This window comes from Massilia eburnea, from assembly GCF_009720745.1.
Classification (GTDB): domain Bacteria; phylum Pseudomonadota; class Gammaproteobacteria; order Burkholderiales; family Burkholderiaceae_D; genus Rugamonas; species Rugamonas eburnea.
In genome coordinates this window covers 58,404-77,675 of sequence record NZ_WNKX01000012.1, presented here as the reverse complement: position 1 = coordinate 77,675, position 19,272 = coordinate 58,404, and the positions used below count along the sequence as shown (strand labels likewise).

Here is a 19,272-nt window from a genome sequence, read left to right as displayed (position 1 = left end):
CCCATGGCCGTGCAGGACACGGTTGCCCCCACCCCCGAGCGCCAGGACCTTCACAGCCTGGCGCTGTGGCTGCGCCTGGCGAATACGCCGGGCGTCGGCCGCCACGGAGCGTTCAGGCTGCTCCAGTATTACCACTCTCCCCAAGCACTCTTTTCCGCCGCCAATGCCCGCCTCGCAGCACCGCCCGCGCAGGATGATGCTGCGCCGCTGCCGTTAGGCGCGATGGCGGCTGCGGATGCCGACAGCGTGCGGCCCGACCGGCGCTTCGCCCGCATTCCCTTCAACGAGGACGAAATGACGCTGGCGGCCGCCCGCTGCCTGGCAGGCCCGATGCCGGAGCGGATACTCGCCTTGGCGCAAGCCTCGCTGGAATGGGCTGCGCACGATGGCAACCACCTGGTCCTGTTCGGCGACCCCGGGTATCCGCCGACCTTGCAGCACATTGCCGATCCGCCGCTGCTGCTCTATGCCAAAGGCAAGGTGGAACTGCTGCAGCGCGAAGCTGTGGCGGTAGTGGGCGCTCGCCGCGCCACCCAGCAAGGCCAGGCCAATGCGCGCCAATTCGCGCGCGCCCTGAGCGAGGCCGGCCAGCTGGTGGTCTCGGGCCTGGCGCTGGGCATCGACGCGGCTGCGCACGAAGGCGGACTGGAAGGGCAGGGCGGCACAGTGGCCGTGATCGGCACTGGCATCGACCGTATTTACCCGAGCCGCAACGCCGTCCTGGCGCGCCGCATTGCAGAAGAGGGCTGCGTGATCAGCGAGTTCCCGCTCTCCATGCACGCCCGCGCCGAACACTTCCCGATCCGCAACCGCATCATCGCTGGCATGACACGCGCCACCCTGGTGATCGAGGCGGCAGCCAAATCCGGCTCCCTGATCACCGCGCACGCGGCCCTGGATGCGGGGCGCGAGGTCTACGTCCTTCCCGGTTCGCTGCGCGCGCCCCAATCGGTGGGCTGCCACGCGCTGATCCGCGAAGGCGGCAGGCTGGTGGCGTCGCCGGAAGACTTGCTGGACGACCTTGGCCTGCGCAAGCCAGGCGGGCCGGCAGCCCCGGTCGACGAGGCTGCAAGCTGGCTGCTGGCCGCCATCGGCCACGACCCGATCGGCGCCGATGAACTCGCTACAAGGTTGCAACTTGCACCAAGTGACATGATCGCAAGCTTGCTGTCGCTGGAGCTTGCGGGTGTGGTGGAAAGGCTGCCTGGCGGGGTTTTCCAGCGCCTGAAAGGTCCCTGAAGCGCCACAATGCTTGTGCCCGCCTCGCCAATCCTGCTAAAGTAGCGCCATGTTTGACATCCTGGTTTACCTGTACGAGACCTATTACCGCCCTGATGCCTGCCCTGAACCCGCAGCATTGGCAAAGAAACTTTCCGCTGTCGGTTTCGACGACGTAGAGATTTCCGAGGCGCTGGTCTGGCTGAACGATCTTGCCGCCATGGCTGGCGTCGAGCAATCGCTGACGGCCGCCTCGACTGGCACGCGTTTCTACGTGCGCCAGGAGCTGGACGTATTGGGCGCCCCCGCAGTCGGTTTCATCCAGTTCCTGGAAAGCGCCGGCCTGCTCTCCCCGCTGCAGCGTGAAATCGTCATCGAACGCGCCCTGGCGCTGGACGAGGCCCCCGTTTCGCTAGGCAAGCTGAAAATTATCGTACTGATGCTTTTGTGGAGCCAGGGCAAGGAGCCGGATGCCCTGATGTTTGACGACCTGTTTGGCGCCGAAGAAGACCAGGCGCCACGTCTGTTGCACTAAGCACACTCTTGCCGGCGTTGCCCTACGCCGGCCAATTCCGTAATAATATTCGCAGCATTGTGACTTCACTATGAAGCCACCTGCCTGAGTTCACTTGCGAATGTTGTATTATGCGCGCTGCCGCATACACCGACGAGAACTATAAATATGAGTAAAGCCCTCATCATCGCTGAGAAACCTTCTGTCGCGAACGACATCGCGAAAGCCCTTGGCGGCTTCAGCAAGCACGATGAGTATTTCGAATCCGACGACTACGTGCTGTCCTCGGCAGTGGGCCACCTGCTGGAAATCGCCGTGCCGGAAGAGCACGATGTCAAGCGCGGCAAATGGACCTTCACCCATTTGCCGATGATTCCCCCGTACTTTGCCCTGAACCCGATCGCCAAGACTGAATCGCGCCTCAAGGTGCTGAACAAGCTGATCAAGCGCAAGGACGTCACCACCCTGATTAACGCATGCGACGCGGGCCGCGAAGGTGAACTGATCTTCCGCCTGATCGCGCAGAATGCAAAAGCGAAACAGCCGGTCAAGCGCCTGTGGCTGCAGTCGATGACGCCGAACGCGATCCGCGACGGCTTCACCCACCTGCGCAGCGACGAAGAAATGCTGCCGCTGGCCGACGCCGCGCGCTGCCGCTCGGAAGCCGACTGGCTGATCGGCATCAACGGCACCCGCGCCATGACCGCGTTCAACTCGAAAGAAGGCGGCTTCTACCTGACCACCGTGGGCCGCGTGCAGACGCCGACCCTGTCGATCGTGGTTGAGCGCGAAGAGAAGATCAAGAATTTCGTGTCGCGCGATTACTGGGAAGTGCGCGCCGAGTTCGTATGCGCCGCCGGCGTGTACGAAGGCCGCTGGCTCGACACCAACTTCAAGAAAGACGAACACGATCCGGAGAAGCGTGCCGAGCGCCTGTGGAGCAAGGCCGCCGCCGATTCGATCGCGATGGCGTGCAAGGGCAAGCAAGGCAACGTTACCGAGGAGTCCAAGCCGACCACCTCGATGTCGCCGGGCCTGTTCGACCTGACCTCGCTGCAGCGCGAGGCCAACTCGCGTTTCGGCTTCTCCGCCAAAAACACCCTGGGCCTGGCGCAGGCGCTGTACGAAAAGCACAAGGTGCTGACCTACCCTCGTACCGATTCCCGCCACCTGCCGGAAGACTACCTGCCGACCGTCAAGGACACGCTGGAAGTCCTGAAAGAGAACCACAACTACAACCAGTTCGCCAAGCAGATCCTGGACAAGGGCTGGGTCAAGCCGAACAAGCGCATCTTCGACAATACGAAGATCAGCGACCACTTCGCGATCATCCCGACCGGCATCGTGCCGAAGAACCTGAGCGAACCGGAACAGAAGCTGTACGACCTGGTCACCCGCCGCTTCATGGCCGTGTTCTTCCCGGCTGCGGAATTCCTGGTCACCACCCGCTTCACCGAAGTTTCCGGCCACCAGTTCAAGACTGAGGGCAAGGTGATGACCAATCCAGGCTGGATGGCCATCTACGGCAAGGACGCCGCCGGCGACGACGAGAAAGAAGGCGGCGGCGGCAACCTGGTGCCGGTAGCCAAGGGCGAGAAAGTGCAGACCGACAAGGTCACGCCGAACGGCCTGGTGACCAAACCGCCCGCACGCTACACTGAAGCGACGCTGCTGTCGGCAATGGAAGGCGCGGGCAAGCTGGTCGACTCCGACGAACTGCGCGATGCCATGGCCGGCAAGGGCCTGGGCACGCCGGCTACCCGTGCGGCCATCATTGAAGGCCTGTTGACCCAGAAATACCTGCTGCGCGAAGGGCGCGAACTGATGCCAACGGCGCAGGCGTTCCAGCTCATGACGCTGCTGCGCGGCCTGGGCGTCAACGAACTGACCGCGCCGGAACTGACCGGGGAATGGGAATACAAGCTGTCGCAGATGGAGAAGGGCAAGATCTCGCGTGAAGAATTCATGCGCGAAATCGCCCAGATGACCCAGATCATCGTCAAGCGCGCCAAGGAATACGACAACGACACCATTCCGGGCGACTACGCGACGCTGAAGGCGCCATGCCCGAATTGCGGCAGCGTGGTCAAGGAAAACTACCGCCGCTTTGCCTGCACCAAGTGCGAGTTCTCGATGACCAAGGTGCCGGGCGGCCGCCAGTTCGAAATCGAAGAAGTGGAACAGCTGCTGCGCGACCGCACCATCGGCCCGCTGCAAGGCTTCCGCTCCAAGATGGGACGTCCGTTCGCCGCGATCCTGCGTATCGTGCGTGACGAAGAAATCAAGAACTTCAAGCTCGAATTCGACTTCGGCCAGAACGACGAGGAAGGGGAAGACGGCGAAGGCGTCGACTTCACCGGCCAGACACCGCTCGGCCCTTGCCCGAAATGCGGCGGCGGCGTGTACGAGATGGGCCTGGCCTATGTCTGCGAACACCAGGTAGCCAAGCCGAAGACTTGCGACTTCCGCTCCGGACGCATCATCCTGCAACAGGAGATCCTGCCGGAACAGATGGCCAAGCTGCTCAACGAAGGCAAGACCGACCTGCTGCCAGGCTTCATCTCGCAGCGTACCCGCCGGCCGTTCAAGGCCTTCCTGGTGCGCGGCAAAGACGGCAAGATCAGCTTCGAGTTCGAAGAGCGCAAGGGCAAGCCGGCCGCCGCGAAGAAAACGGCAGCCAAGTCGGATGGCGCGGAGGGCGCGGCGGAACCGGCAGCAGCCGCCGTCAAGCCAGCAGCCAAGAAAGCCGCCGCGAAAAAGGGCGAGGCTGCCAAGCCGAGCGCCAAAAAAGCTGCGGCCAAAAAGCCGGCAGCGAAAAAACCCGCCGCCAAGAAAACCGCGGCAGCAGAGTAAGCCAACGGGACCCACGCGGTCCCGTTTTCATTTGTGTGGACTTGAACTCTGTGAAGACTAAGTCGGTAATCGTTGCGGGAAGCCTACTTCTCTGCCTGAATCAATTTGCATATGCTGCTGGATCGCTTTGTTCGAAGAACGAAACGACTTATTTTGCGTGCACCACCAAGGCCGGCAAAGTCATCTCTTTGTGCGGCAAGGTGTTCGAAACAGATCAACGCGGAGAGCGCGTTGGCGCCAGCGATCCCTGGCTTCAATACCGGTTCGGCACGCCAGCCTCGGTTGAGTTGACTTTCCCGCGCTCGAAGGCAAATTCCATCGACGTCTTCAAGACCGAGAAAATTCGTGCACAAGGCGGGCTTGCCCATATTGATGCAGTGGTGTTCGTGAGCGGAGGGATTGGCTACAGCGTCGAGTCCGTCGCCAGCGCAGAAGGAGAACTGCATCAAGGCGTGACGGTGGGTGACCCAAAGAGCTTTGGCATGGAGCGGTCCGGAAAACACAGGGAGCAATACCCTGATGCCAGAATCCTCTGCGCAGGGGCCGCGGATACAAAAAATTTCTTTGACCTTGTCGAGGAACTTGATTTGCGGTGACGAAGTTCTACCGCAGGATTTTTTCGGGGGAAACACACTGATGCGATGCTGGTTTTTCTTGGAACTGGCTCGCTGCTCATTGATGTGTTTAGTGGAACAGGCTTGTTCGTCCGGATATGTATTGAAAGAAAACGATGAAAACACCTCCAGAAGGTTTGCCGATCTACCGCGTCTTGACAGGTCCAGACGACGCAAGATTTTGCCATCGCGTCAGCGAAGCGCTGGCGCTGGGATATGTACTTCACGGATCTCCGTCTGTGACGTTTAACGGTGAAACGGTAATCGTGGCCCAGGCGGTAATTTGGCCTGTGATCCAATAGCGAGCCGCGATATTGTGGAATGCCCGGACATGCGCTCCCTATTGGCAATGGCCTTGGCCGCAGTTTCGACATTCACTTACCCGGCAAGCTTCGATTGTGGAAAGGCCGTCACGCCGGTAGAGAAGTCTATTTGTGCTGAACCTGGGCTCTCTCGCCTGGACGAAGAATTGAACCAGGCATTTCACGACGCGCTGCAGAATGAGTCAACCAAGGCGTGAGTGATCGCGCAGCAGAAAATTTGGTTGAAAGAAGTGAGGGACAAGTGCGGAAATGTGCAATGTCTCATTGATGCATATGCTCACCGGATAGACGCTGTAAAACGAGGAAGCATTGCCGCAAGGGCGGCGGGCGTGACGGGGAGCTGGGAGCATCGCGGCCCGGCAGAATCGGGAGCGTGGCTGATGACCGTCCAGAGCGCTCAGCAAGTCCATTTTCAGCTTGAGATAGCAAGAGGCGCCCCGTCCTACAATAGCGGCTGGATTGAAGGGGAGTTTGAGCTGAGAGAGAACGCTGGCATGTTTCGAGCACATACCGATGGCGGCCTGTGCGAGATCGCTTTCCGGTTCACTTCCCGGGATGTGACGTTGAATCAGTCGGGCGATGAAGGCGGTTGTGAGTTTGGACACAATGTTTTTGCCGACGGTACTCTCAAGCGGAAAAGCCAGGAAATGCCCATTTTTTCCAGTGGTGATCCACGATTCGGCCATTGATGCCGGCGCCACGACGGCAACGGGCTCAGCTGAATACTGATTTGACATCGTATCGCGACGGCGATAGCGTATCAAATTGGGTTGGCGCATTACACGCTAACTAGCGCAATGCAACAGAGTGCCGTCCGGGAGGTGCTCCATGGCTGTTCGGAATCGCGCGCAGTTTTGGCTGCCGTTGGCGGCCTTGCTCTGCTCTTGCGCTACTACTCCGGAAAATCATTCCGCATCGCCGGACAACTTCATCGTGGAGCGCCTGGAACTGCATGAATTATTGCGTGCGCGGCCTGATGAGCTACTCCCGCTGCATCCGGCCCGGCCTTCCCTTGCGGCGATGGCGAACGCCTCCAGTATCAGTCACCTGCACTTTGGCTCGTTCGTCGGCGGCTTTGCGAAATCGTCGCGCCCAGCCGCAGCAACGAGTGGCGAGGCGCGCACAGAAAGCCGATGGGCAGGCGCGCTAGCGGCTTTGGCTGTGGAGAGTTCCGGCGCAATGAGTGCTATAGGGGCGGCCAGGGCGGAGCCCAAGCCTGCCGCTGTCGGAACGGCGGCAGAGCGAATACCAAGCCCGAAGATTGCAAGAGCTGCGAGGCGGGACAAGCCGTCGGCACCGGCGTCGCGATCCGAACCGACCTCCGCCGGGGCAGCTCAGGAAATCGCCCAGACGGGCAGTGCCGCCTACCATATCCCCCGCAAGATGAAGCTGAACGAGGCTTCGCAAGTCGAGTTGTGGATCGACTTGTCCGGCACCGCCGAGCGCTTGCGCGCAGCCTTGTCGGAAAAGCTGAAATTGGAGCAGGACCAGATTGGCACCCGCGTCAAACAAGGTGCAGATACCGCTTTGGATCCGAAGGACGTGGTGGGCGAGGAGAAGGTCTGGGTCGGCCAGCATATGACGGCGTCGCTGCGAGGCGAGGGTTTCAAGATCGAGCCCGAGGGCGCTCGTGGAAAGTCGCTCGCTGCGGAAGGACGGGCGCGCTGGAACTGGTCCGTTACGCCGCAGCGGGACCCAGGTGGCGGCAAGCTGATGCTGCTGCTGGAAGCGTCGATCGACCGCGGCGCTGACCAGGATGCCTTCCCCAGCATCGAGGAATATGTCGAAGTGGAGTTGGCGCCCTGGTGGCAGCGCATCCCCGACTTGCTGGCCAAAGCGAACGCCCTGCTGGCATTGTTCGGCCTCGGACTGGGCGCCGTTATCGTGTATGCCGCCAAATGGCTGCGCAAACATTGGGGCGCTGCGCCACCGTTCCCGCGATTGCGCATCTGATCCGGGCCGCATAAGATGTGTGGATGAGAAAACTCAAACTCCCCAATACCTTCGTCCTGCTGTTCATCATCCTGGCGCTGATTGCGCTGGCGACCTGGCTGGTCCCGGGCGGGAAATACGAGACGCACCTGGTCAACGGCAAGCAGCTGGTCGATCCGGACACCTTTCACTACATTGAGAGCAAGCCGCAGGGCATCGCGCAGTTGCTGATGGCGCCGATCAAGGGCTTTGCGGAGGCGGGGCTGATCATCGGCTTCGTGATGCTGACGGGCGGTACGTTCAACGTACTGCACAAGACGCAGGCCATCGATGCGATGATCAAATCCATCGCCAAGGCGCATTCGCGTTCGCGCGTGGTGCGGGTAGCGCTGATACCGGTGTTCGTGACCTTGTTCTCGATCGGCGGCGCGACCTTCGGGATGAATGAGGAGGCGATACCGTTCATCCTGATTTTCGTGCCGCTGGCGCTGGCGCTTGGTTATGACACGATCACCGGCGTGTCGATTCCCTTCCTCGGCTCGCAAGTGGGCTTCTGTGCGGCGTTCCTGAATCCGTTCAACGTCGGCATTGCGCAGGGCATTGCCGGCGTGCCGATGTTCTCGGGTATCGGCTATCGCGTGATCGTGTGGTTCATCGCGACCGGCGTCACCATTGCGTTCCTGATGTGGTGGGCGGCGCGCATCAAGCGCCATCCGGAGAAGAGTCCGACGTATTTGCTGGACCTCGAGAAGCGCGCAGAAGGCGTGGTCGATTTCAACGGTTTCGAAGGCATGACCATGCGGCACCGCCTGGTACTGTGGATCTTTGTCGCTACGCTGGGCGGCATGGTGTTCGGCGTGGTGAAGTTCGGCTGGTTCATCGAAGAAATTGGCGCGCTGTTCCTGGCCATGACCATCGTGGTGGCGCTGATCGGACGTCTGAATTCCGACGAGGCCGTGGCGGCTTTTGTGCAGGGCTCGAAGGACCTGGTCGGCACGGGACTGGTGATCGCGCTGGCGCGCGGCACGATGGTGCTGGCGCGCGACGCGCACATCATCGACACCATGCTGCACGGACTGATGCCGCTGGTGGCGTCGTCCTCGCCGGTATTTTCGGCGCAGAAGATGTTCCTGATCCAGTCGGTGATCAACTTCTTCATCCACTCGGGCAGCGGGCAGGCAGCGCTGACCATGCCGATCATGGCGCCGCTGGCCGACCTGGTGGGAGTGTCGCGCCAGACCGCGATCCTGGCCTTCCAGTTCGGCGAATTCACCACGCCGATGATCCCGACTTCGGGCATTACGGTAGGCGTGCTGGCGCTGGCGCGCATCCCGTGGCTGACCTGGGCGCGCTGGATGGTGCCGCTGCAGCTGATTTATCTCGTCCTGGCGCTCGCCTTGCTAGTGCCGCCTTGCCTCATGAACTGGTAGGATGGCAGGTATGGAAACCGTCAAGCACCCGCTCTCCGCGCCGCACGGCACGGCACACTACGAACTGACCAGCTACCATTTCGGCAAGCCGGGTGGACCGAAGGCCTATATCCAGGCCGCGCTGCATGCCGATGAGGTGCCGGCCATGCTGGTGGCGCAGGAATTGCGCAAGCGCCTGCAAGCGCTGGACGCGGGGGGCAAGGTGAGCGGGGAAGTGATCCTGGTACCGGCGGCTAATCCGATCGGGCTGGCGCAGGTCATCAATGAGCGTCCATTCGGCCGCTTTGACCTGAGTAACGGCATCAATTTCAACCGCGGCTACCCGCATTATTTCGATCAGCTGAAGTCCCGCCTTGACGGCCAGTTGGGCAGCGATGCGGAAGAGAATGTGCGCACGATCCGCCGGCACCTGCGCGAACTGGTGGCGCAGTGGCGGCCAGCTTCGGATGCGACCACGCTCAAGCAAAACCTGCTGGCAATGGCCATCGATGCCGACGTGGTGCTCGACCTGCACTGCGAGAACGAGGGCGAGCTGCACCTGTACGTCGGCACCTCATTGTGCGAGATCGCCCAGCCGCTGGCCAACCTGATGGATGCCTGTGCGGTGCTGCATACCACCGGCGCCGGCGGCGAGCCGTTCGATGAAGCCTGCAGCCGTCTGTGGTGGGACTTGGCGGACCATTTCGGTCCCGCTTATCCGATCCCGTCCGCCTGCATGGCGGCGACGGTTGAATTGCGCGGCGAAACGTCGGTCAGCTACGAACTGGCGGCGCGCGATGCAGAAGCCATCATCGGCTACCTGCACGTGCGCGGCATGCTTGATGCTGGGCACGTGGACGTGCCTGTGCAAGGCTGCACGCCAACGCCGCTGGAAGGCGTGCAGCGCCTGGATGCGCCGCATGCTGGCCTGCTGGTCTACCTGAAGGAAGTTGGCGATGCGGTGCGCATTGGCGAGGTGGTTGCCGACCTGGTCGACCCGGTCAGCGGCGACACCACGCACCTGAAGTCGGAAGTGGAAGGGGTGTTGTTCACGCGCCTGTCGCACCGCTACATCATCCGCGGCATGAACGTGGCAAAGATTGCCGGCGCCAAGCCATTCCGCAGCGGTAGTTTGCTGAGCCTTTAAGGCGTCTCCACAATCACGTTTTCGCGCGCCGCCGTGGTGGCGGCGACCACTCGCCACAAGCCATTCGGTACGCGCCGGAAAACCGTAATATCGGCAGCCTTGAGCGGCTTGCCCACGGCGCGTGCCAGGAAGTCGCCGCAGGTAATTTCGTACTGAATGCGGTCGTCGTCGAGTACCGTGCGGCTGCTCGCGACAGGGCCTTCCGCTTCGCGCCACCAGTCTTCCTTGTAGCTGCCGTCCACGCCGGCTTCGTGCAGCGCTTCTGCGCTGTCGAAGCGCATGAAGCCTGCGTCCAGTTCGGGGCTGACGAACGGGTAGGCGATCTCGGGGCGCCATTCGCAGCGTTCACCTTCAACGACGGTGGTGCCTGCGAAGCCGGTCATGGCTCTGCGGTCGATGGGGATGCGTAAATCGATGTGGAAATCGGCAGCCTGGAACCACCAGACCGGTGTCACCAGGTCGCTGCTGCCGTCGGCGCGCCAGATACCCTTGCGGCGCCACAGGCCTTCATATGCTTGCGGTACGCTCATTTCAGGTCGTCGGTTTCAAAGTAGATTGTGCCGCCGATTGCCGATTGATTGGCTTTCAGCGCCTGCGCCAGCGCGTCGTTGCCGGCGGCCTTGACGCCCCACTTGCGCACCTGGACCGGCGCGGTCGGGGCGCCTGCTGCGGCATGGTAGGCCACGATGTGGTCGAAGTCGGGCCGGGTGTCGATTTGCTTGACGAGGAAGCGCTGGGCGCCGCTGCCGATTTGCATATAGCGCGAGATCCTGGCGTCGCGCGGCTTGTCGTCCAGCTGGCGGAACAGCAGTACCTTGTCGATCACCACTTTGGCGGCCTTGTACTGGGAAGTGCCGCCGCGCTCGAAGTGCCCTTGCACCAGGTCCGCCGTGAACTCCTTACGGGGAGCCTTGGCTTTCGGGGCGAGGGCGCTCAGCTCGAATTTTTCAGGGTCGATGGTCCACAACTTATCCTTGCCATCGAGCCGCTTGCGCAGCGCGGCATCGGTGGCCGGGTCGGCGATGCGGATCTGCAGGATCACCTGGTAATCATGCGGCGCATGGAACATCGGCAGGTGCGAGGCGTACAGGCCTTCCTGCCCGCCGAACAAGGCCATGCCATGGCTGCCGTAGGTGGCGTCGGCTGCATGGAGCGGAAGCGTGCAAAGCGCAAGCGATGCGGCGGCGATGATGTGACGTATTGGTTTCATGCCTTCACCAGGAGTTTGCCTCGGTGTTCGCCGGTGAAGAGCGAATTCAGTGCAGCGGGTAGCTGCTCGAATCCCTCGACCACGGTTTCCTCAAACACGATGTCTCCCGATTTTACCCAAGGTCCGACGATGCGGATCATTTCATCCATGCGGTGCAGGTAATCGCGCGCCAGCATGCCCTGGATGGTGGCGCGTTGATACAACATATGCTGCAGCAGGCGCGGGCCCATTTCCGCCGTTTCCAGGCCGCCGCTGTATTGGCTGATCTGGCCGCAGATGACGATGCGCGCGCGGCGGTTGATGATAGGGATGATGGCGTCGGTGACCATGCCGCCGACGTTATCGAAATAGACGTCAACGCCGCCGGTCAGGGCCTTGATTTCGGCGCTGAGCGCGTCGGCGCTGGTGAAGGCCTTGTAGTCGAGGGCCCAATCGGCGCCCAGTTTCTCTTTCAGCCAGGCGCATTTGGCGGGGCCGCCGGCGATGCCAAGCACGCGTGCACCGTGGCGTTTGGCGAACTGCACGACCAGCGAGCCGACGGCGCCGGCGGCGCCGGAAACCACCACCACTTCGCCCGCATGCGGCTTGCCGGATTCGGTCAGGCCGAACCATGCGGTGCGGCCAGGCATCCCGAGCACGCCGAGCGCCGTGGTGACCGGTGCGGCTTGCGGATCGAGCTTTTTCAAGGTGCTGGAGTGCGCCTTGGCGTGTGTCTGCCAGCCGGTGTAGCTTTGGACCCAGTCGCCAGGCGCGAAGTTCGGCGAGCGGGAGGCCAGTATTTGCGCTACGACGCCGCCTTCCTGCACGGTGTTCAGCGGATGCGGGTCCGGGTCATAGGTCGGCTTGCTGGATTGGCCGATGCGCATGTACGGGTCCACGCTGAACCAGCGCGATTCAAGCAGTACCTCGCCTTCGGCAAGGGCGGTGTCGAGCGTGCGTTCGACAAGTTCGTAATGTTCGGGCGTGATGGCGCCTACCGGCTGCTGGCGGTAGATCCATTGGCGTTGGGTGATGGTCGTCATGGCGGCATGGTATGCTTGGTTTTGTGTCCCGTAAAGCAACTTAATTTCACTGTTTGTGTCGTAATTGGAAACAATGAACCTTACCGATCTGCGCATCTTTGTCAGCGTGGCGCGCAGTCCGTCCCTGGCGGCGGCTGCGCTGGAGACTCATCTTACGCCTTCCGCAGTCTCCAAGGCCCTGAAACGGCTTGAGGAAAACGTGGGCATGCCGCTGTTCGACCGCAGCGCCAAGGCACTGGTGCTGAACCAGTCCGGCACTTTCCTGCTGGCGCGCGCGCAGAATTTGCTGGCGCTGGCGGACCAGGCGAAGGCGGATTTGCTGGGTGGACGCGCATCCATCGAGTGCCGTATCGGCGGGCCGGCCGTGCTCTTGTGGCGCCACGGGCGGGCGGTGGGAGAAGCTTTGCAGGACTGGTCCCATGCCAGCTTGCGCATGCAAGCCATGTTTGAAGATGAGGCATTGGCGGCGCTGCTGCGCGGCGACCTGAACGCAGCGATCGTGACGCAAGAGGCGATCGAGGGACGTGGCGAGGACTTGTCGGAGGAGTGGGCCATCACGCCGCTGGGAAGTGTTGTGCAGCACCTGGTGGGCGGTAAGCGGCATCCGCTGGTGGAGCAATTGGCTGCTGCGGCGGGCAGCCGGCGCAAGGCGGCCGGTGCGCTACTGCAGGCGACCACAGAGCAGGTGCTGGCGCACGATTTTGCCTGCCCACCGCGTTCCATGTTCTGCGGCGTGCAGCGTGGCGCGCGTTCCGATGGCTGGCGCGACGACCGGTTGCCGCGCAAGATCCGTTATTGGACCGATGATATCCACCTTCTGCTTGGCTTCGTCAAATCCGGCGCGGCGCTGGCCTATTTGCCGGACTTCGCGCTGGAGGATGAAGAGCTGGTGCGTATCCACGTCAGCGACTGCGCTTACCAATGCGTCGAGCAAGTGGCACTGGTGTGGAACAAAGCGCATGCCGCCGGGTGGCTGCACCAGCTGGCCGGAGCACTGGCCTAGCGGCTGGCGCTATTTCAACTCCGCAGGCACTTTGCCGCCGTTCTCTTCCAGCTTGAACATGACCTGCTTGTGCAGCCAGATGTTCATCGTGGCGGAGTCGCTGGTGTCGCCGGTGTAGTGCAGTTCATGCGCCAGTTCCTTGCGCGCGGCCAGGCTGGAGTCGAGGTCGAGCAGCTTCAGCAAGTCAACGATTGAGGTGCGCCAGTTCAATGGCTGGCCGGCCTTGGCGGCCTTTTCGTTGAGGATGGCCTCGACATCGACTTCCGGCTTGCCGGCCGGCGCGGCGGCTGGTGCTGGTGCAGGCGCTGGCGCGGCGGGAGCGGCGGCAGGCGCGGTTGCAGGCGCACCAGAGGCCGGGGATGGGGCGGCCTCTTGGTGCGACGACGGGAAAATCTTGTGGAAAATATTGCTCAGGATGCCCATGATTGCCTCGCTTTCGATTGCGTGAAAGCTTAACAAGCATGGGCGGCGCGTAAAGTGCGTTGCCTAACCTTTAGCGCGACGTGATCTCCACGCTGCCCATATTGTCATCCGGCTTGCGGTCGATCAATTTGTTGTCCGGGTCAATGCCGGCTTTGGCGGGACGGCCGGGCACCACCAGCTTGAAGGTCGACTCGTTGCGGTCGATCAGCTTGCGTTCACGCAGCAGTGCATTGCCGTCCTTGTCATCGACGCCGATGTCGATCAGGTCATGCAGCGGCACTTCCTTTTCCGCGCCCAGTTCGTCGGAGCGCATTTTGGCTGCGTGTACGATCAGGGTCACATCGTATTTGCCGTCAGCACGCTTTTTGGCGGTGGCTTCGACGACGCGGTTGTCGAACAGGATGATGGAGTTGAACAGGTCATCCACCAGGTAGGCCTGATCGGGCGGCACGATGCGGCGCAGGCCGTCCACCAGCACCGACACGCTCGGATACGGATCGCCGTGGTAGGCATACTTGCGCAGCAGGGAAGCCAGCAGTTCGTTGACCTTGGCTTCGCCAACGATATCGGCCAGCTGGTACATGGCCAGGCTGCCCTTGTTGTAATGGATATAGCCCTGGTCTTCGTTGTCCGCCAGCGGCAGTTCCTTGCGGTTTTCGGTGGCGCGGCCGAACAGGTATTTCATCAAGTCGTAGCGCAGGAAGCGGCGCATGCGCTGCGGGCCGAAGCTCTTCTTCATCACCATCAGCGCCGAGTACTCGGCCAGGGTTTCGCTCAGCACCGTGGCGCCGCGCGTATTGCCGCCTACCAGCTGGTGCGCCCACCACTGGTGCGCCACTTCGTGTGCGGTGATGTAGGTCGGGTAATCGATATCTTTCGGGTTCTTGTCATCCACCTTGGCGATAAAGCCGACGCCCTCCGAGTACGGAATGGTGTTGGGGAACGACTGCGCAAACTGCTCGTAGCGCGGGAACTCCACGATGCGCACGATCTTGTGCTGGTAAGGACTGAAGTTGCGCGTGTAGTAGTCGAGCGAATCCTTGACGCCTTTGACCATGCGGTCCAGGTTGTACTCGTGGCCGGGCTGGTAGTAGATTTCGATGCCCACGTCCTGCCACCAGTCATGCTTGACCGCGTAGCGCGCCGACTGGAAGGCATAGAAGTTCAGGATGCGCTGGTCCATCTTGTAGTGGAAGTAGCGGCGGCCGTTCTTGCGCCATTCCTTCACCAGCGTGCCCGGCGCCACGGCGGTCTGGTCGCCTGCGGTGCCCAGGGTCGCTTCAAAGGTGACCCAGTCCGCATCCGCGCCCAGGTAATTGCTGGCCAGGCCTTTCGGATCGTCGCGCGGCAGTGCCGGCTCACGCGCCGGCAGGCCGTGCTTCTTCCGATCGCGCGGATCGGTCAGTTCGGCATGGCGCTGGTAGCCAATATGCGGCAGCACCGTGTTGTTGAAGAAGGTGCCATTGTTCATTACCGGCGTGGTCTTGCCCAGGTTGAAGAAGCCTTTCGGTTCATAGCTCAGGGTAAAGTCCAGCGTGATCATTTCGCCCGGTTGCAGCGGCCGTTCCAGGCGGTAGCTGTAGAAGCCCAGCTCCGTGTCGTTCAGCACGCGGAATGCCTTGCGGCCGAACTGCAAGGGCTGCAGGTCGGCTTCAGGATCCTGCTGCACGTAAATGGTGTTGATGGCTTGCTGCGTCTTGTTTTCGAGCTGGTACCAGCCTTTTACCTTCAGCGTGCGCTGGTCGGGATACATGTCCAGGCCCAGGCGCACGTCCGTGATGCGCGGTTGCGCGACGTCCAGCACTTGCCTGTATTTGCGTTCGTAGTCTGCACGCAGCGCGTCACGGCCGAAGTGGGTCTTGAAGTGATTGACGTGCAGGTTGTAATACAGCACGCCGCCGGCGCCGAGGAAGATAGCCAGGCCAAGGGCGAAGCTGGCCAGCACCGGCAGCGTCAGCGCGTGGCGCGCCAGGCTGACACGCTGGCGCCATTCGTCGTTGGTGCCGCGCGGCCAGAACACGACGGTCAGCACCATCAGCATCACGGCGGCGCCGGCCCAGTACAGCTCAAACCAGCGCTCGCGCACCATGAAGTGGCCGAAGCCGTTCATGTCGGAATAGGGCAGTTCCGGCGTGACCCCGTACAGCACCATCGGGTGGTCGAGGCCCAGCGAAGAGAAGGTGATGGTCGCCACGTAGTAGACGATCATCACGAAATAGGCGACGTATTTGTTATTCACCAGCACCTGCGTGGTGATCGACAGCACGGCGATCAGGATGCAGGCGGGCAGCTGCACGGTGAACAGCCATTGGAAGTACAGGCCAGGCTGCAGGTTGAAGTAGCCGTGGAACAGCTGGATAGACATACCGACCAGCATGACGATCAACAGCAGCAGCACCTGCACGCCGATCAGGCCGAACAGCTTGGACAGGATCGGCAGCCAGCTTGGCACAGGCAGCGCGTCCAGCATCTGCGACATGCGGTGCTCGCGTTCACGCCATACCATTTCGCCGGCATAGAAAGTGGTCACCACCATCATGAACAGCGCAAAGGTGTTGGTCACCAGTTCCAGCACCTGGTAAGTGACCGGGTAGGTGCCGGTGCCGAATATCGAACCCATGTCGAGCGCGCCGGCATAGATGGTCAGCACACCGGCCAGCACGATCACGAAGAAGTAGATGTTCTTGGTGGTTTCCCGCAGGTTCAGGTAGCTAAAACGCAGCAACAGCAAGCCAAGGCTGCGTGCCTTGAAGTCGGGCTTTTCGTTGGTGGAGATGGCGGCCTGGGTCAGGCTGGCCGGCATGTCGCTGTCATTGCGTGCCGCGGCGCCGCTATCGACCGTGCTGACGAAGTGGAAGCGCCAATAGCCAAGCAGCAGCGCCACCAGGGCGAAGGAGGACCAGATCGCGCGGTTCAGCAGGAAGACGCCTTCCGGCAGCACCAGGCGCACATTGCGTTCGGCGATCGGCCAGTACTCGGTGAGGCGGATCACGGCGGTAGTGCCGAACGGGTCGATCAGGGCGGCCAGCGTCTTGTAATCGAGATCGCGCGCCAGTCCGGGCGCCACGATATAGCCGACCAGCATGACTACGCTGGAGACATACACCGGCAACATGCGCCGCGTCAGCGCCGCCAGTACGAAGAAGATGGCGCCGAAAATGAACAGGTTCGGCAGCAGCGACACTGCATAAGGCAGCAGGTAATGAATCAGGTTGAAGGGGCCAAGGCGTTCCGGATCGATGCCCGGCAATTGGGTGCCAAGCCATATCCCCAGCGGGATCGAGAAGAACACCACGCACAGCACCATCCAGGCGCCGAGGAAGCGGCCCAGCATGTACTGGTACTTGCGGATCGGGGCGGAAAAGAAGAAATGTTGCGTTTCGTACTCAAAGTCCTGCTGCACCGAGCGCCCCATCATGGCGGCGATGATGATCACGGCCATCGAGCCGAGGAAGGAGGACGTCAGCATGATCGAGCGCGGCGCGTTGATGAACACGCGCCCACCGAAGGTGACGAAGGCTTCCTTGAATACGCCGCCGGCGGCCGCCATCCACAGCATGGCCAGCAGCATGAACATGCCGAAATAGACCCAGGTCGAGAACAGCTTCAGGCGCTGCTTCGCTTCAAAGAGGGCGATGGCAAACATGGCGGCCCCGGTCAGTCGCAGGCGTTGCTGACGTCGTGGCGGCCGAGGATGGTCGCAAAATAGAGGTCCTCCAGGTCGCCCAGGGCTTCCTCGAAACCGTCGCCCGGGTCATCGTCGTTGTAGACGTGGATCAGGGTGCGGCCGGACATCAGGCGGGTCGAAATCACGGCGTGGCGCTGCTGGAAGTAGGCCAGTTCCTTCTTGTCGATGAAGCGCGCCCAGATCTTGCAGCTCACGTCATCGATCAATTGCTGGGTGGCGCCCGCCACCATCAGCTTGCCCTTGTTGATGATAGCCATATTGGCGCACAGGTCGGCCACGTCGGACACGATGTGGGTGGACAGGATCACGGTGCGGTCTTCGCCGATGTCCGACAGCAGGTTGTGGAAGCGCACGCGTTCCTGCGGGTCCAGGCCAGCCGTTGGCTCGTCGACGATGATCAGTTTCGGATCGCCCAGCAGGGCTTGCGCGATGCCGAAACGCTGGCGCATGCCGCCGGAAAAGCCGCCAAGGCGTTGATTGCGTACGTCGAACAGGTTGGTTTGCTGCAGCAGGCCGTCCACCACCTCGCGGCGGCGGGCGCGGTTGGACAGGCCTTTCAGTACCGCGAAGTGGTCCAGCATTTCGTAAGCGGTCACCTTCGGATAGACACCAAAGTCCTGCGGCAGATAGCCCAGCAGGCGACGGATTTCATCCTTGTCATCGAGCACGTCGAGGTCGCCGAAGAAGACCGAGCCCGAATCGCACTCCTGCAAGGTGGCCAGGGTGCGCATCAGGGTCGACTTGCCGGCGCCGTTCGGGCCCAGCAAGCCGAACATGCCGGCGGGAATGGTCAGCGACACATTGTCGAGCGCGACTACCCCGTTGGCATAGGTCTTCGATAAATTCTTGATGCGCAATTCCATAACGGCTCCGCTAACCCTTTTTCACATGATGGCATTGTATTGAATGTGCGACATATCGCTTGCTCGAATGCGATAGCCCGCGCATTTTGCGCCCCAGGATGCGCTTTCCGGGGAACGGAAAGTGCGCCGCCTGTGTTGGTTTAGCACTAAAGTTTCAAGGGTAACAAGGTTGATACCCCGGCGCAAGGAACAAATCTGGACAAAACTGCTATATAGTCCCTGCCATGCAAGTACATCATCCAAAACTCGGCGCAGAAGTGCAGGAAAAGATCCTGACCGTAACCCGTTGCGGGCTGGACGTCAAAGAGTCCACCGGCTTTTTCCGCACCGCGATCGGGCTGTATTACCTGGCCTGCCTGATGACCAAGGAGCAGCTGGATTTCAAGGTGCTGGACAAGGCGTTCAACCGTTTCGTCTATCGCAGTATCGGCTCGGGGCACAGCATGACCAGCATTCTGCAGTTCATGAGCGGGGCCAAGGTGGTGGAAACGCTGGAATCGCCGCGCTTCATGCGGGCCATGGCGGATTACCTGCCCGAAGTGCCGGTCGACTCGATTCCCTTCCTGCTTGGACTGAACCTGGGTGTGGCGAAAGATATCTCCAAGATCGATGTGCGCGGGCCGGTGGCTGACTGGCTGGAGAAACAACGCATCCTGCGTGAAGGCGCCTGAAGGATAAACAAGCCGTTGCTAACTTGTTCATGATCCCATTCGGGATCGCCATCATGGCCGGTGTGATGCGGGGACTCGCGGGCTTGCACCCCAGTTGGAAGTTTTTCAGATTTGATTCCTATGTATGCGCTGGCATGTTTGCGCTGCTGACGGCGTTAGCTTTCCTGTCCGGTGGAGCGGGCTGGGTGACGCTTAGCGCGGTAACATTCCTGTGTGCAGTGCTGCTGGGGATGCTGGTCCGCGAAGAGCGTGGCGGTGCAATCGGATTCCCGGCAGGCCTTTTCCTGGCATTGGTCCAGCTGGCCATTGGCATTGGTCTTATGTTCGTTGGCGAGATTGCCTTACTGCTGACCGGAATAACCCCGATCACTATGCATTGAGG

18 protein-coding genes are annotated in these 19,272 nt (G+C 61.5%); 11 read left to right on the top strand and 7 right to left on the bottom strand.

Annotated features, from left to right (window positions below; genetic code table 11):
• Positions 1-3: 3 nt before the first annotated feature.
• The 5 genes from dprA (at position 4) to GM658_RS16550 (ending at position 5,501) form a co-directional block, all read left to right on the top strand.
• A complete protein-coding gene (gene dprA / locus GM658_RS16570; protein ID WP_155455162.1) occupies positions 4-1,239 on the top strand; it encodes a DNA-processing protein DprA in 1,236 nt (411 codons plus the stop codon).
• A 49-nt stretch (positions 1,240-1,288) separates the two neighbouring features.
• Positions 1,289-1,753, top strand: coding sequence for a Smg family protein (locus GM658_RS16565; RefSeq protein ID WP_155455161.1), 465 nt, complete (start codon positions 1,289-1,291; stop codon positions 1,751-1,753).
• 147 nt (positions 1,754-1,900) lie between these two features.
• Entirely contained in the window at positions 1,901-4,585 is a 2,685-nt protein-coding gene (locus tag GM658_RS16560; protein WP_155455160.1) for a DNA topoisomerase III, read from the top strand.
• 50 nt (positions 4,586-4,635) lie between these two features.
• The gene (locus GM658_RS16555; protein ID WP_155455159.1) at positions 4,636-5,181 is read left to right on the top strand and encodes a hypothetical protein; all 546 of its coding nucleotides are present in this window, start codon (positions 4,636-4,638) and stop codon (positions 5,179-5,181) included.
• A gap of 134 nt (positions 5,182-5,315) precedes the next feature.
• Complete coding sequence (locus tag GM658_RS16550) at positions 5,316-5,501, top strand: DUF1737 domain-containing protein (RefSeq protein ID WP_155455158.1); 186 nt, start codon at positions 5,316-5,318, stop codon at positions 5,499-5,501.
• A 203-nt stretch (positions 5,502-5,704) separates the two neighbouring features.
• Here the strand turns inward: GM658_RS16550 and GM658_RS16545 are convergent, their stop codons facing one another.
• The gene (locus GM658_RS16545; RefSeq protein WP_155455157.1) at positions 5,705-6,301 is read right to left on the bottom strand and encodes a hypothetical protein; all 597 of its coding nucleotides are present in this window, start codon (positions 6,299-6,301) and stop codon (positions 5,705-5,707) included.
• A gap of 604 nt (positions 6,302-6,905) precedes the next feature.
• On the opposite strand from GM658_RS16545, the gene GM658_RS16540 reads away from it, so the two are divergent.
• Genes GM658_RS16540 through GM658_RS16530 form a run of 3 tightly spaced genes read left to right on the top strand, consistent with a single transcriptional unit; the run spans position 6,906 to position 10,010 of the window.
• On the top strand, positions 6,906-7,475 hold the full coding sequence (locus GM658_RS16540) for a hypothetical protein (RefSeq protein ID WP_155455156.1): 570 nt from the start codon (positions 6,906-6,908) through the stop codon (positions 7,473-7,475).
• A gap of 23 nt (positions 7,476-7,498) precedes the next feature.
• Complete coding sequence (locus GM658_RS16535; RefSeq protein ID WP_155455155.1) at positions 7,499-8,884, top strand: YfcC family protein; 1,386 nt, start codon at positions 7,499-7,501, stop codon at positions 8,882-8,884.
• A 10-nt stretch (positions 8,885-8,894) separates the two neighbouring features.
• Positions 8,895-10,010 (top strand): succinylglutamate desuccinylase/aspartoacylase family protein, encoded by a 1,116-nt coding sequence (locus GM658_RS16530; protein ID WP_155455154.1) that lies wholly within the window; start codon positions 8,895-8,897, stop codon positions 10,008-10,010.
• On the opposite strand, the gene GM658_RS16525 is transcribed toward GM658_RS16530, so the two are convergent.
• The 3 genes from GM658_RS16525 to GM658_RS16515 are packed head-to-tail and all read right to left on the bottom strand — an operon-like array spanning position 10,007 to position 12,242.
• Positions 10,007-10,540: a hypothetical protein gene (locus GM658_RS16525; RefSeq protein ID WP_155455153.1), complete on the bottom strand. Its 534-nt coding sequence runs from the start codon at positions 10,538-10,540 to the stop codon at positions 10,007-10,009. The genes GM658_RS16530 and GM658_RS16525 overlap by 4 nt on opposite strands.
• Positions 10,537-11,220 (bottom strand): hypothetical protein, encoded by a 684-nt coding sequence (locus tag GM658_RS16520; RefSeq protein WP_211841882.1) that lies wholly within the window; start codon positions 11,218-11,220, stop codon positions 10,537-10,539. The genes GM658_RS16525 and GM658_RS16520 overlap by 4 nt, the downstream gene beginning before the upstream one ends.
• Positions 11,217-12,242, bottom strand: a complete 1,026-nt coding sequence (locus tag GM658_RS16515; protein WP_155455152.1) for an NADP-dependent oxidoreductase — start codon at positions 12,240-12,242, stop codon at positions 11,217-11,219. Before GM658_RS16515 ends, GM658_RS16520 begins: the two co-directional genes overlap by 4 nt.
• 73 nt (positions 12,243-12,315) lie before the next feature.
• Here GM658_RS16515 and GM658_RS16510 point away from each other — a divergent pair, with 73 nt between their 5' ends.
• On the top strand, positions 12,316-13,245 hold the full coding sequence (locus GM658_RS16510; RefSeq protein WP_155455151.1) for a LysR family transcriptional regulator: 930 nt from the start codon (positions 12,316-12,318) through the stop codon (positions 13,243-13,245).
• Positions 13,246-13,254: 9 nt separating this feature from the next.
• On the opposite strand, the gene GM658_RS16505 is transcribed toward GM658_RS16510, so the two are convergent.
• The 3 genes from GM658_RS16505 to GM658_RS16495 form a co-directional block, all read right to left on the bottom strand.
• The gene (locus tag GM658_RS16505) at positions 13,255-13,668 is read right to left on the bottom strand and encodes a DUF3597 domain-containing protein (RefSeq protein ID WP_155455150.1); all 414 of its coding nucleotides are present in this window, start codon (positions 13,666-13,668) and stop codon (positions 13,255-13,257) included.
• Positions 13,669-13,738: 70 nt separating this feature from the next.
• Positions 13,739-17,314 carry an ABC transporter permease/M1 family aminopeptidase gene (locus GM658_RS16500; protein ID WP_155455149.1) on the bottom strand — a complete coding sequence of 1,192 codons (3,576 nt, stop codon included), beginning with the start codon at positions 17,312-17,314 and terminating at the stop codon, positions 13,739-13,741.
• Between the two features lie 11 nt (positions 17,315-17,325).
• A complete protein-coding gene (locus tag GM658_RS16495; RefSeq protein ID WP_155455148.1) occupies positions 17,326-18,219 on the bottom strand; it encodes an ABC transporter ATP-binding protein in 894 nt (297 codons plus the stop codon).
• A 224-nt stretch (positions 18,220-18,443) separates the two neighbouring features.
• Here GM658_RS16495 and GM658_RS16490 point away from each other — a divergent pair, with 224 nt between their 5' ends.
• Together GM658_RS16490 and GM658_RS16485 are read left to right on the top strand one after the other, a co-directional pair.
• Positions 18,444-18,890: a hypothetical protein gene (locus tag GM658_RS16490; RefSeq protein WP_155455147.1), complete on the top strand. Its 447-nt coding sequence runs from the start codon at positions 18,444-18,446 to the stop codon at positions 18,888-18,890.
• Between the two features lie 29 nt (positions 18,891-18,919).
• Complete coding sequence (locus GM658_RS16485) at positions 18,920-19,270, top strand: hypothetical protein (protein ID WP_170298844.1); 351 nt, start codon at positions 18,920-18,922, stop codon at positions 19,268-19,270.
• The last annotated feature ends 2 nt before the right edge of the window (positions 19,271-19,272 follow it).

Bases quoted from the DNA above. Each gene is read 5' to 3' on its own strand.
- GM658_RS16565 (WP_155455161.1), top strand. From the start codon at position 1,289: ATGTTTGACATCCTGGTTTACCTGTACGAGACCTATTACCGCCCTGAT.
- GM658_RS16515 (WP_155455152.1), bottom strand. From the start codon at position 12,242: ATGACGACCATCACCCAACGCCAATGGATCTACCGCCAGCAGCCGGTA.
- GM658_RS16500 (WP_155455149.1), bottom strand. From the start codon at position 17,314: ATGTTTGCCATCGCCCTCTTTGAAGCGAAGCAGCGCCTGAAGCTGTTC.
- GM658_RS16525 (WP_155455153.1), bottom strand. From the start codon at position 10,540: ATGAGCGTACCGCAAGCATATGAAGGCCTGTGGCGCCGCAAGGGTATC.
- GM658_RS16545 (WP_155455157.1), bottom strand. From the start codon at position 6,301: ATGCGCCAACCCAATTTGATACGCTATCGCCGTCGCGATACGATGTCA.
- GM658_RS16520 (WP_211841882.1), bottom strand. From the start codon at position 11,220: ATGAAACCAATACGTCACATCATCGCCGCCGCATCGCTTGCGCTTTGC.
- GM658_RS16490 (WP_155455147.1), top strand. From the start codon at position 18,444: ATGCAAGTACATCATCCAAAACTCGGCGCAGAAGTGCAGGAAAAGATC.
- GM658_RS16550 (WP_155455158.1), top strand. From the start codon at position 5,316: ATGAAAACACCTCCAGAAGGTTTGCCGATCTACCGCGTCTTGACAGGT.
- dprA (WP_155455162.1), top strand. From the start codon at position 4: ATGGCCGTGCAGGACACGGTTGCCCCCACCCCCGAGCGCCAGGACCTT.
- GM658_RS16540 (WP_155455156.1), top strand. From the start codon at position 6,906: ATGAAGCTGAACGAGGCTTCGCAAGTCGAGTTGTGGATCGACTTGTCC.
- GM658_RS16535 (WP_155455155.1), top strand. From the start codon at position 7,499: ATGAGAAAACTCAAACTCCCCAATACCTTCGTCCTGCTGTTCATCATC.
- GM658_RS16530 (WP_155455154.1), top strand. From the start codon at position 8,895: ATGGAAACCGTCAAGCACCCGCTCTCCGCGCCGCACGGCACGGCACAC.
- GM658_RS16560 (WP_155455160.1), top strand. From the start codon at position 1,901: ATGAGTAAAGCCCTCATCATCGCTGAGAAACCTTCTGTCGCGAACGAC.
- GM658_RS16510 (WP_155455151.1), top strand. From the start codon at position 12,316: ATGAACCTTACCGATCTGCGCATCTTTGTCAGCGTGGCGCGCAGTCCG.
- GM658_RS16485 (WP_170298844.1), top strand. From the start codon at position 18,920: ATGATCCCATTCGGGATCGCCATCATGGCCGGTGTGATGCGGGGACTC.
- GM658_RS16495 (WP_155455148.1), bottom strand. From the start codon at position 18,219: ATGGAATTGCGCATCAAGAATTTATCGAAGACCTATGCCAACGGGGTA.
- GM658_RS16505 (WP_155455150.1), bottom strand. From the start codon at position 13,668: ATGGGCATCCTGAGCAATATTTTCCACAAGATTTTCCCGTCGTCGCAC.